Origin of the sequence: Streptomyces sp. NPDC048255, from assembly GCF_040652415.1 — a bacterium.
GTDB lineage: Bacteria > Actinomycetota > Actinomycetes > Streptomycetales > Streptomycetaceae > Streptomyces.
On record NZ_JBEZMA010000030.1, the window covers coordinates 25,510 to 37,001 of the forward strand.

The window sequence follows — 11,492 nt, forward strand, 5'->3', positions numbered from 1 at the left end:
ATCATGGGCCGTTCGTAGGGACTCGACAAAGAATCGCCCGGGCCCGCTGACCTGGAGCACAGAGACCCCGACGATGCGACGGGGCTACTGTGCAGTCGGGGATCCCCCTTACGAGGGGCGCCACAAGGGCTTTCCAGCCTAGAGACGGACTCGAATCACACTCCGTGTGGGCAAGCTCACCACTGGATAAGGGTCGTAAGGCCGTGTGGGCTGTCCCTAAACTCAGCTTGTTTCAAGGAGGGAGCCATCGTGCGCAAGGTGCTCATCGCCAACCGTGGCGAAATCGCTGTCCGCGTTGCTCGGGCCTGCCGGGATGCCGGAATCGCGAGCGTAGCCGTCTACGCCGATCCGGACCGGGACGCTCTGCACGTCCGCGCGGCCGACGAAGCTTTCGCGTTGGGCGGTGACACCCCGGCCGCCAGCTACCTGGACATCTCCAAGGTCCTGCAAGCCGCAGCCGATTCCGGTGCGGACGCCATCCACCCCGGATACGGGTTCCTGTCCGAGAACGCGGAGTTCGCTCAGGCCGTCATCGACGCGGGCCTGACCTGGATCGGCCCGCCGCCGCAGGCCATCCGCGATCTCGGTGACAAGGTCGCCGCCCGGCACATCGCCCAGCGGGCCGGGGCGCCGCTCGTCGCCGGTACGCCGGACCCGGTCTCCGGGGCCGACGAGGTCGTCGCGTTCGCCAAGGAACACGGCCTGCCGATCGCGATCAAGGCCGCCTTCGGCGGTGGCGGTCGCGGCCTGAAGGTCGCCCGCACCCTCGAAGAGGTGCCGGAGCTGTACGACTCCGCCGTCCGCGAGGCCGTGGCCGCCTTCGGCCGCGGCGAGTGCTTCGTCGAGCGCTACCTCGACAAGCCGCGGCACGTCGAGACCCAGTGCCTGGCCGACAGCCACGGCAACGTGGTCGTCGTCTCCACCCGTGACTGCTCGCTCCAGCGCCGTCACCAGAAGCTCGTGGAGGAGGCCCCGGCGCCGTACCTCTCCGAGGCCCAGAACGCCGAGCTGTACGCCGCCTCGAAGGCGATCCTGAAGGAGGCCGGCTACGTCGGCGCCGGCACGGTCGAGTTCCTGGTCGGCACCGACGGCACGATCTCCTTCCTGGAGGTCAACACCCGTCTGCAGGTCGAGCACCCGGTCACCGAAGAGGTCACCGGCATCGACCTGGTCCGCGAGATGTTCCGCATCGCCGACGGCGAGGAACTCGGTTACGGGGACCCGCAGCTGCGCGGCCACTCCTTCGAGTTCCGCATCAACGGCGAGGACCCGGGCCGCGGCTTCCTGCCCGCCCCCGGCACGGTCACCAAGTTCGCCGCCCCGTCCGGCCCGGGCGTCCGCCTCGACGCGGGCGTGGAGTCCGGCTCGGTCATCGGCCCGGCCTGGGACTCCCTGCTGGCCAAGCTGATCGTCACCGGCGCCACCCGCGAGCAGGCCCTCCAGCGGGCCGCCCGCGCGCTCGCCGAGTTCGAGATCGAGGGCATGGCCACGGCCATCCCCTTCCACCGCGCCGTCGTCGCCGACCCGGCCTTCGCCCCGGCGGAGGGACCCTTCACGGTCCACACCCGCTGGATCGAGACCGAGTTCGTCAACGAGATCCCGGCCTTCACGGCTCCGGCCGCGGAGGACACCGAGGACGAGCCGGGCCGCGAGACGGTGGTCGTCGAGGTCGGCGGCAAGCGCCTGGAGGTCTCGCTGCCGTCCTCGCTGGGCATGACGCTCGCCCGCACGGCTGCGGCCGGTGGCGCGAAGCCGAAGCGCCGCGCGGCCAAGAAGTCCGGTCCGGCCGCCTCCGGCGACACCCTCGCGTCCCCGATGCAGGGCACGATCGTCAAGGTCGCGGTCGAGGAGGGCCAGCAGGTCACCGAGGGCGAGCTGGTCGTCGTACTCGAGGCGATGAAGATGGAGCAGCCGCTCAACGCGCACCGCTCCGGCACCATCGTGGGCCTGACGGCCGAGGTCGGCGCCTCGCTCACCTCCGGCGCCACCATCTGCGAGATCAAGGACTGACGTCCTGCACCACCTCAAAACGCCGGCGGGGCTGGAGATCCAGCCCCGCCGGCGTTTCGATGTACAGCACCCAGCCCCGCGGTCGCTGAAGCGCCCCACCCGGCCCCGCCGGCGCTTGAGGCGCACCCATCCAGCCCCGCCGGCGCTTGAGGCGCGGGGTCCGGGGCGGAGCCCCAGGACACGGCGCCGCACGGCCTAACGACGCCGCATGTCCGCCACCCGCGCCCGCTCCGCCTGCTGCTCCAGCAGCCCCGCAGGCGCACTGCGCAGCTGGGCCGTGGGCCCGCCACGCCGCTGCACCGGCAGCGGCGAATCCCGGCGCGGGCGCCGCCCCTGCATCCCGTCCACGCCGCCGGAGGCCCCGGCACCAGAACCGGCCGCCCCACCGGCCACGGTGATCTGCACGCCCTGGTCCGCCAGCGCCTGCAGCTCGGTGGCCGCGCGGTCGTCGTGCGGTGGCGGTTCGTCCGTCACCAGCCGGGTCATCACATCCGTCGGCACGGTCTGGAACATGGTGTCGGTGCCGAGCTTCGTGTGATCGGCCAGCACCACCACCTCGGCGGCCGCCTGCACCAGCGCCCGGTCCACGCTCGCGGAGAGCATGTTGGACGTGGACAGCCCGCGCTCGGCGGTCAGACCGCTGCCCGACAGGAAGGCCCGGGAGACCCGCAGGCCCTGGAGGGACTGCTCGGCCCCGCTGCCCACGAGGGCGTAGTTGGAGCCGCGCAGGGTCCCGCCGGTCATCACCACCTCCACCCGGTTGGCGTGCGCCAGGGCCTGGGCGACGAGCAGCGAGTTGGTGACGACGGTCAGTCCGGGCACCCGGGCGAGCCGGCGGGCCAGCTCCTGGGTCGTGGTGCCCGCGCCGACGACGACGGCTTCGCCCTCTTCGACGAGGCCGGCCGCGACATCGGCAATGGCGGTCTTCTCCGCCGTCGCGAGATGGGACTTTTGCGGAAAGCCGGACTCCCGCGTGAAACCGCCCGGCAAGACCGCACCGCCGTGCCGGCGGTCGAGGAGTCCTTCTGCCTCCAGTGCCCGCACGTCCCGCCGTACGGTCACTTCGGAGGTCTGGACGACGCGGGCGAGCTCCCGGAGCGACACCGCTCCGTTGGCCCGCACCATTTCGAGGATCAATTGGCGACGTTCTGCAGCGAACACGAAACTGACAGTAACCCCAACGACCGTCTTCTTTCAGCTCTTTGCGCCGGAATACCGAAGTTGTCCATAAGACGGGGCGACTAGTGGTATACGCGGTCGGTCCACTGTGTGAACGTCTCGCGATACCACGGCGCCCCGCCCCAAAGCCCTTACGGTGTGCGGGGGTTCGTGGCGGTTACGCCTCCCCGTCGGCCTTCCGCGCGTGCAGCTGCCGTGCCACCTCGGCGATCGATCCCGACAGCGAGGGGTACACGGTGAACGCGTTTGCGATCTGCTCGACCGTCAGATTGTTGTCGACCGCGATCGAGATGGGGTGAATGAGCTCGCTCGCGCGGGGCGACACGACCACGCCGCCGACGACGATGCCGGTGCCGGGGCGGCAGAACAGCTTCACGAAGCCGTCCCGGATGCCCTGCATCTTGGCGCGCGCGTTGCGCAGCAGCGGGAGCTTCACCACGCGGGCGTCGATCCGGCCGGCGTCCACATCGGCCTGGGTGTAGCCGACGGTGGCGATCTCGGGGTCGGTGAAGACGTTCGAGGACACCGTCTTGAGGTTCAGCGGGGCCACCGCGTCGCCGAGGAAGTGGTACATCGCGATGCGGCCCTGCATCGCCGCGACCGACGCGAGGGCGAAGACGCCCGTGACGTCACCGGCCGCGTACACACCGGGCGAGGAGGTGCGGGAGACCTTGTCGGTCCAGATGTGGCCGGAGTCCTTGAGGCGGACCCCGGACTCCTCCAGGTTCATGTTCGCCGTGTTCGGGATGGCACCGACCGCCATCAGGCAGTGCGTGCCGGAGATGACCCGGCCGTCGGCGAGGGTGACCTCCACCCGGTCGCCGACCCGCTTCGCGGACTCGGCGCGGGCCCGCGAGATCACGTTCATGCCGCGGCGGCGGAAGACGTCCTCCAGGACGGCGGCCGCGTCGGGGTCCTCGCCCGGCAGCACCCGGTCGCGGGAGGACACCAGGGTCACCCGGGAGCCGAGGGCCTGGTAGGCGCCGGCGAACTCGGCGCCGGTCACACCGGAGCCGACCACGATGAGCTCCTCCGGGAGCTCGTCCAGGTCGTAGACCTGGGTCCAGTTCAGGATGCGCTCGCCGTCGGGCATCGCGTCGGGGATCTCGCGGGGGTGCCCGCCGGTGGCGATCAGCACCGCGTCGGCGGTGAGGATCTGCTCGGAGCCGTCGGCCGCCGTGACGATCACGTCGCGGGTGCCGTCGATGCCCTGCGGTCCGCCGAGCTTGCCGCGGCCGCGCACCACGCGGGCGCCTGCCCGGGTGACGGAGGCGGTGATGTCGTGCGACTGGGCGAGCGCGAGGCGCTTGACGCGCCGGTTCACCTTGCCGAGGTCCACGCCGACGACGCGCGCGGCCTGCTCGATGTGCGGGGTGTCGTCCGCGACGACGATGCCGAGCTCTTCGTAGGACGAGTCGAAGGTGGTCATCACCTCGGCGGTCGCGATAAGAGTCTTGGAGGGTACGCAGTCGGTCAGGACCGAGGCCCCGCCCAGACCGTCGCAGTCCACGACGGTCACCTCCGCGCCGAGCTGGGCCCCTACCAGGGCCGCCTCGTACCCGCCGGGTCCGCCGCCGATGATCACGATCCGGGTCACGAAAAGTCCGCCTCACGTCTACCCGGCCGGCTGCCGCCCCGGCCGGGGGTCCGGGGGGTCTCCCCGGGGGATGCATTCCGTGCCCCATTGTCCCGCACGCTTCAAGGTGCTTCGCGCCGAGGGGATCTCCGGGGGATCACGGCCGGGCCCGGGGCGGCCCCGATCCCCCGGACACCCCCTGGTCCCTCCATCCGGGCACGCCGCCACGGCCACCCCTCCCGTACCCTCGACCTCATGTCGCTCTACGCCGCGTACGCCGGCAACCTCGACCCGCGGCTGATGACGCGCCGCGCTCCGCATTCGCCGCTGCGCGGCACGGGCTGGATCAACGACTGGCGGCTGACCTTCGGCGGCGAGCAGATGGGCTGGGAGGGCGCACTCGCCACGATCGTCGAAGCCCCGCGCCACCAGGTCTTCGTGGCCCTCTACGACATCGCGCCGCTGGACGAGGACTCGATGGACCGCTGGGAGGGCGTCGGGCTCGACATCTACCGCCGGATGCGGGTGCGCGTGCACACGCTGGACGGCGAGGAGGCGGCCTGGGTGTACGTCCTGAACGGCTACGAGGGCGGGCTGCCCTCGGCGCGCTACCTGGGCGAGATCGCCGATGCCGCGGAATCCGCCGGGGCTCCGCACGACTATGTGATGGAACTCCGCAAGCGACCCTGCTGACCCGGCCGGCCCTGCTGACCCGGCGCTGCGCAGGCCCCGTAAGGCACGTCGGGGACGATTCGGCGGAAACGACAAGGCAACGATCCGAACACCGTGAGCTGTGCCATCTACGCGCGTAGGGATCCAGCGGTTACGCTCGTCCGCGTGAACGCATCTGTTACCGATCCCCACGCTGCCGCAGACGCCGCCGCCGCGCGTCTGCGTGAGCTCACCGGCGCCGAGACCCACGACGTCGCCCTTGTCATGGGCTCCGGCTGGGCCCCCGCCGCCGAGGCGCTCGGCACCCCCGACGCCGAATTCCTGATCACCGAGCTGCCCGGCTTCCCCGCGGCCGCTGTCGCCGGACACGGCGGCAAGGTCCGCTCGTACAAGATCGGCGACAAGCGCGCCCTGGTCTTCCTCGGCCGGACCCACTACTACGAGGGCCGCGGCGTCGCCGCCGTCGCCCACGGTGTGCGCACCGCCGTCGCCGCCGGCTGCAAGACCGTCGTGCTGACCAACGGCTGCGGCGGTCTGCGCGAGGGCATGCAGCCCGGCCAGCCGGTCCTGATCAGCGACCACATCAACATGACGGCCACCTCGCCGATCATCGGCGCGAACTTCGTCGACCTCACCAACCTGTACTCGCCGCGCCTGCGCGCGATGTGCCAGGAGATCGACGAGACCCTCGAAGAGGGCGTCTACGTCCAGTTCCCCGGCCCGCACTACGAGACCCCGGCCGAGATCAACATGATCCGCGTCATGGGCGCCGACCTGGTCGGCATGTCCACCGTGCTGGAGGCCATCGCCGCCCGTGAGGCCGGCGCCGAGGTGCTCGGCATCTCCCTGGTCACCAACCTGGCGGCGGGCATCTCCGGCGAGCCGCTGAACCACGAAGAGGTGCTCCAGGCCGGCCGTGACTCGGCCGCGCGCATGGGCAAGCTGCTGACCCAGGTCCTCGCCCGCATCTGAGGCACCGGGCCCGTACGAGAGGTAAGGCGGAAGTAGTGCAGGAACAGGACGACCTGATCACCCGGGCGCAGGCCTGGCTGGCCGAGGACCCGGACCCGGAGACCGCGGCGGAGCTCGCCGGGATCATCGAAGCGTCGGCAGACGCCGAGGTCGCAGCCGAGCTGGCGGACCGCTTCTCGGGCACGCTCCAGTTCGGCACCGCCGGGCTGCGCGGCGAGATCGGCGCGGGTCCGATGCGGATGAACCGCTCCGTGGTCATCCGGGCGGCGGCGGGCCTCGCGGCCTACCTGAAGGCCCAGGGCCACGCCGGCGGCCTGGTCGTCGTCGGCTACGACGCGCGCTACAAGTCGGCCGACTTCGCCCGCGACACCGCGGCCGTGATGACCGGCGCCGGGCTGCGTGCGGCCGTCCTGCCCCGTCCGCTGCCGACGCCCGTCCTCGCGTACGCCATAAGGCACCTGGGCGCCGTCGCCGGCGTCGAGGTGACCGCGAGCCACAACCCTCCCCGGGACAACGGCTACAAGGTCTACCTCGGCGACGGCTCGCAGATCGTCTCCCCGGCGGACGCCGAGATCGCGGCGGAGATCGCCCGTGTGGCGTCCCTCGCCTCGGTCCCGCGCCCGGAGTCCGGCTGGGAGGACCTCGGTGACGAGGTCCTGGAGGCCTACCTGGCCCGTACGGACGCCGTCCTGACCCCCGGGTCCCCCCGGGGCGTGCGGACCGTCTACACGGCCATGCACGGCGTCGGCAAGGAGGTCGTCATGGCGGCCTTCGCCCGGCACGGCTTCCCGGAGCCGGTCCTGGTCGCCGAGCAGGCCGAGCCGGACCCGGCCTTCCCGACCGTGGCCTTCCCCAACCCGGAGGAGCCGGGCGCGATGGACCTGTCCTTCGCGAAGGCCGCCGAGGTCGGCCCGGACATCGTGATCGCCAACGACCCGGACGCGGACCGCTGCGCGGTGGCCGTGCCCACCCTGGACGGCTGGCGGATGCTGCGCGGTGACGAGGTGGGCGCGCTGCTGGCGGCGCACCTGGTCCACAAGGGCGCCCAGGGCGTCTTCGCGGAGTCCATCGTCTCCTCCAGCCTCCTGGGCCGGATCGCGGAGGCGGCGGGCGTGGGCTACGAGGAGACCCTGACGGGCTTCAAGTGGATCGCCCGCGTGGAGGGCCTGCGCTACGGCTACGAGGAGGCGCTCGGCTACTGCGTGGACCCCGAGGGCGTCCGCGACAAGGACGGCGTCACCGCCGCCCTGCTGGTGGCGGAGCTGGCCTCGGAGCTCAAGGAGCAGGGCCGCACCCTGACCGACCTGCTGGACGACCTGGCGATGGCCCACGGCCTGCACGCCACGGACCAGCTGTCGGTCCGCGTCTCGGACCTGTCGGTCATCGCCTCGGCGATGGCGGCGCTGCGCGCGGAGCCGCCGGTCTCGCTGGCGGGCCTGCGCGTGACCTCGGCGGAGGACCTGTCGGTCGGCACGGAGTCCCTCCCGCCGACGGACGGCCTGCGCTACTACCTGGACGGCGACTACAAGGCCCGGGTGATCGTCCGCCCGTCCGGCACGGAGCCGAAGCTGAAGTGCTACCTGGAGGTCGTGGTCCCGGTGGCCGAGGCCTGCGACCTCGCCCCGGCCCGCACCCGCGGCCAGGAAGTCCTGGACGCGATCAAGAAGGACCTGGCGGCCGCGGCGGGCATCTGATCTTCCGACGCGCCCCTCGCACGGGTCGGCCCTGGCGGGCCGCCCCGGCATCGGACCGCTGCGCCGGACTCCGTCCGGCGATCCTCCGGCACCCCTCCGGCCCCCTGAGCCCCGTCCGGCTCAGGGGGCCGTTGGCGTCCCGCAGTACCCGGACACCGAGCCCAGCGGGGCCGATGGTCAGGAGTTGATGAGCCGGCTGTCGAATCCGGAGCGCAGAAGACGCTCGTAGGCGTCATGGACATCCCCCGGTACGTCTTGCTCGATGGCGAAGCCGAGCTTCGGGTACTCGATGACCCGTTGCAGATCGCCGACCAGCATGTCCACGACGAGCTTCTCGTCGCCAATGGACTTGGTGTAATCGTCGAACTCCAGAGGCTCGGAGGCACAAACGACCTCCACCTCGGGCCACAGGTGACGGCACGTGGCATAGGAACGGCGCTCCATGTACGGCTTGGAGATCAGGAGCAGCGACTCGACCTCCACGCCGGCCGCGCGCAGCACGTCGCGGGAGAGGGTGACGTTCTGGCCGGTGTTCCCGGCCCGGGTCTCCAGAAGGATCGCCTCGTCCGGCACACCGAGGTCGCGTGCGTGCTCGCGGTAGTGGACTGCTTCGCCGCGCGGGAAGCGGGCTGCGGTGGTCGGGCTGTTGCCGCCGCTGAACACGATCACGGGGAAGAGGCCGGCGCGGTAGAGGTCCGCCGAGGCGGTGGCGACTCCCAGGTCGTGGCTGCCGAGGCCGATGGCCGCAGAGCAGGGGCGTACCTCGTGGCCCATCTGGTGGTAGCGCCAGATCAGGACGGCGTCGTTCCACTGCTCATCGGTGATCGTGCGCTCTGCGCGGTCCGGCACGTGGGCTCCCTGGTTCATCGTTCTGGCCACTTACCTCGACACGGGGGCCGGCGGTCGTCGTACGACCGCCGGATTCCCTCGATGCTGCGCAGTTGGTGACTCAGACCGTGCTGCGAGGCCATGCGCGCCGCGTCGTCGAGGACGGTCAGCCCATCATCGCGGGTGGCCGGATCGGCAGAAGGATGTGCGAGTACGCGGTGTCCAGTCGGACGTGCTGCATGGGGGAGTCGACCGACCCGGTCGAGCGGGCGATGCCGATGAAGTGGAGCGCCTGGGTCAGCTCGCCGGCCCCTCGATGCGCGAGAGCCAGCTTCTGATGGGCGACGGACCAGTCCTCGGGCTCGCCGAGATCCTCGAAGTCCCGGATGGCCGTCTGCATGACCAGCGTGGCGTACTCGTTGTCGCCCTTCTTGCTGAGCGCGGTACCCACCCATAACCGGGCCCTGGCCCGGTCGCGACGGCTCAGGCGTTCGTCGTCGGCGAGCTGTTCGTACTGCCGTGCAGATGCTTCGAGTTGTCCGGCCATCTCGGTCACCACGGTGAGGGACAGCTCGACCTGCGCGGCTCGGCGGGGGATGGCCAGCTCGGTGAAGAGGCCATGCGCCATGGTGTAGGAGTGGCTGGCTGAGAGCGGGCCGAGGAGAGCGCCTTGGTCGCGTTGAAGGTCGCCGAGCAGGGTGAGGGACCGGCCGTAGAGGTAGGCACCCCTCTCGTCGAGGCTCCGGGGTTCGTGGCGGCTGAGCCAGCGGTTCAGCAGGTCCGAGGCGAACGTGAATCTCTGGTGGCTGAGGCAGACGATGGCGCGGTCGATGTCCTCGGTCCACGCCTCATGGTCCGGGGCGCCCGGCTTCACCCGCGCGCCGTGCAAGACCTGTTCGAAACGGCTGTGGGCAGCGGCGTCCGCGCGCACGAGGGCGGTGTCGAGGATGGCCTGCGTGTCCGGGCGTGGCTCTGTGGCCTCGCCGTACTTCTCCCACTTGGCCACCGTCCGCAGCGCGACGCCCAGGTGCTCCGCGAACGCGCGGGAACTCATCCGAAGCGCCGAGCGCAGCGCCTTCGCTTCTCGGCCGGTCCACTGCTGCACGCTGACCACGGGCTACCTCCCTCTTCCACGTATCGAAGCACGCCGAACGCAGGCCTTGGGCGGGAGGTGCAACGCAAGTGCAACAGCCGGTCATTTCGAGGCCGTTCGGCGACGGGGACGCTCGTTCCCATGGAACACATCACGGAACACCGCGGGGTCAGCGGCCCCATGGACACGTTTCCGGAGCAGCATCAGGACCACCGGCTCCGATTCCCGCGCGCCATCGCGCTGCCCCGCCGCCTCTGGCCGGCGCCCGGCACCACCGTCCGTGCGATGGAAGCCCCCGAACACCTGGCCGTGGGCGTCCTCTCCCGCTACGGCACTCCGACCGACGCGTTCCCCGGCTACGGATACGTACGTCCGCTCGAAGGCGGCCGCGAGTGGGTCGCCGCCCCCGAATACCTGAGACCGGCACACCCCATGGAAATCTCCGCCGCGCTCATCCAGGGGTGGTCCCGGTGACCGGCCGCGTCTCGGGCCAGGTCTCCGGCGGCGAGTGGCACACCATCGACCATCCGCTGACCGGTGAGACCGTCCATGACATCGCGAACGGCCTCACCGGCACCCTGACCTGCGTCACCGAGGAACGCCACGGCGCCCGTCTGCTGGAGATCGCCCACATCCGCCCCTCTGGCGGAGGAATCGAGTGGACGACCGCGGCCTCCAACATCTCTCGCGCCGGCGACGCCCGGTGAGCGCCGCCCAGATCGGGGACCTGGTCGAGGACGGCCCCGGCGGCGGCCGGTGGATCTACACCGACCGGCGCGGCGGAACACCGATCCTGCGCCCCCTGTACGGGGGCACCGCAAATACCCGGGAAGCCAGCCACCCCGAGGGGCTTCGGGTCATCAAGACAAGGCAAGAACTCCGCGCCGAGTCCCCGTACTTCCTCTAACGGAGACAGGGACCCATGAGCGCCACACCGTACGCGTTTGCGCAGCCCCAGACGGCCGTCGGACGCTGAAATACGAGGAGCGCGTAGCGATCTGACGCGCTCCCTGCTCCTGGCCTCCATCCCGCCGCGGCCCAGTGCGGGTAAGCCCTTCCCCGCCCCCCCAGCACCCCAACAGAGGGTGCCTGCCCGGGCCGGATCCGCCCCCTGGGCACCGGGCCGCCCATCGCTGATGTGCCCGCTCATGGGCTTGTCCCCAGGTGACCGTTCTTTTGGGGGCTTCCCGACAGTCCTGTCTTTCCGTGTCGGGACGGCCGGTCAAGGGTGGCCGGAAGGCCATCGCGAAGCGACGCGACCGCAGGGAGCGCCCTTGAGGGGCCGGCCCGACACGGACAGACCATGGGACTGACGGGAAGCCCCCAAACCATCCCTGATCAGGCCCCGCTGGTACATGCCCCCCAGCCCCCGGACCCGCAAATGGGGCGGGTGGGCAGCCGCCGACCGGCCCCCGACCCCTCGAGGGGGAGATCGCGGGCCCGGGCGCACCCACCCGCGAGACAGCGC

The 11,492-nt window shown here is 71.3% G+C and carries 9 protein-coding genes and 1 pseudogene; 6 read left to right on the top strand and 4 right to left on the bottom strand.

Annotated features, from left to right (window positions below):
• The first annotated feature begins 249 nt into the window (after window positions 1-249).
• Window positions 250-2,010, top strand: coding sequence for a biotin carboxylase N-terminal domain-containing protein (locus AB0D94_RS22860; protein ID WP_362054942.1), 1,761 nt, complete (start codon window positions 250-252; stop codon window positions 2,008-2,010).
• A 195-nt stretch (window positions 2,011-2,205) separates the two neighbouring features.
• Here the strand turns inward: AB0D94_RS22860 and AB0D94_RS22865 are convergent, their stop codons facing one another.
• Together AB0D94_RS22865 and AB0D94_RS22870 are read right to left on the bottom strand one after the other, a co-directional pair.
• Entirely contained in the window at window positions 2,206-3,171 is a 966-nt protein-coding gene (locus AB0D94_RS22865) for a DeoR/GlpR family DNA-binding transcription regulator (protein WP_362054944.1), read from the bottom strand.
• Between the two features lie 175 nt (window positions 3,172-3,346).
• The gene (locus tag AB0D94_RS22870) at window positions 3,347-4,786 is read right to left on the bottom strand and encodes an NAD(P)H-quinone dehydrogenase (RefSeq protein WP_362054946.1); all 1,440 of its coding nucleotides are present in this window, start codon (window positions 4,784-4,786) and stop codon (window positions 3,347-3,349) included.
• A 234-nt stretch (window positions 4,787-5,020) separates the two neighbouring features.
• Here AB0D94_RS22870 and AB0D94_RS22875 point away from each other — a divergent pair, with 234 nt between their 5' ends.
• The 3 genes from AB0D94_RS22875 to AB0D94_RS22885 all read left to right on the top strand — a co-directional run bounded on the left by AB0D94_RS22875 (window position 5,021) and on the right by AB0D94_RS22885 (window position 8,103).
• Window positions 5,021-5,458 carry a gamma-glutamylcyclotransferase gene (locus tag AB0D94_RS22875; RefSeq protein WP_069921661.1) on the top strand — a complete coding sequence of 146 codons (438 nt, stop codon included), beginning with the start codon at window positions 5,021-5,023 and terminating at the stop codon, window positions 5,456-5,458.
• Window positions 5,459-5,602: 144 nt separating this feature from the next.
• Window positions 5,603-6,409: a purine-nucleoside phosphorylase gene (locus AB0D94_RS22880; protein WP_362054949.1), complete on the top strand. Its 807-nt coding sequence runs from the start codon at window positions 5,603-5,605 to the stop codon at window positions 6,407-6,409.
• A gap of 35 nt (window positions 6,410-6,444) precedes the next feature.
• Window positions 6,445-8,103 carry a phospho-sugar mutase gene (locus AB0D94_RS22885; protein ID WP_362054951.1) on the top strand — a complete coding sequence of 553 codons (1,659 nt, stop codon included), beginning with the start codon at window positions 6,445-6,447 and terminating at the stop codon, window positions 8,101-8,103.
• 177 nt (window positions 8,104-8,280) lie between these two features.
• On the opposite strand, the gene AB0D94_RS22890 is transcribed toward AB0D94_RS22885, so the two are convergent.
• Both AB0D94_RS22890 and AB0D94_RS22895 read right to left on the bottom strand, forming a co-directional pair.
• Complete coding sequence (locus tag AB0D94_RS22890) at window positions 8,281-8,970, bottom strand: YdcF family protein (RefSeq protein ID WP_362054953.1); 690 nt, start codon at window positions 8,968-8,970, stop codon at window positions 8,281-8,283.
• Window positions 8,967-10,045: pseudogene (locus AB0D94_RS22895) on the bottom strand (hypothetical protein). Before AB0D94_RS22895 ends, AB0D94_RS22890 begins: the two are co-directional and overlap by 4 nt.
• Window positions 10,046-10,165: 120 nt before the next feature.
• Here AB0D94_RS22895 and AB0D94_RS22900 point away from each other — a divergent pair.
• Entirely contained in the window at window positions 10,166-10,498 is a 333-nt protein-coding gene (locus AB0D94_RS22900; protein ID WP_362054954.1) for a hypothetical protein, read from the top strand.
• The gene (locus AB0D94_RS22905) at window positions 10,495-10,731 is read left to right on the top strand and encodes a hypothetical protein (protein WP_362054955.1); all 237 of its coding nucleotides are present in this window, start codon (window positions 10,495-10,497) and stop codon (window positions 10,729-10,731) included. Before AB0D94_RS22900 ends, AB0D94_RS22905 begins: the two co-directional genes overlap by 4 nt.
• Window positions 10,732-11,492 lie beyond the last annotated feature (761 nt).

What these genes read in the sequence shown, in the direction of transcription:
- AB0D94_RS22875 (WP_069921661.1), top strand. Translation starts at nt 5,021, where the DNA reads ATGTCGCTCTACGCCGCGTACGCCGGCAACCTCGACCCGCGGCTGATG.
- AB0D94_RS22890 (WP_362054953.1), bottom strand. Translation starts at nt 8,970, where the DNA reads ATGAACCAGGGAGCCCACGTGCCGGACCGCGCAGAGCGCACGATCACC.
- AB0D94_RS22900 (WP_362054954.1), top strand. Translation starts at nt 10,166, where the DNA reads ATGGAACACATCACGGAACACCGCGGGGTCAGCGGCCCCATGGACACG.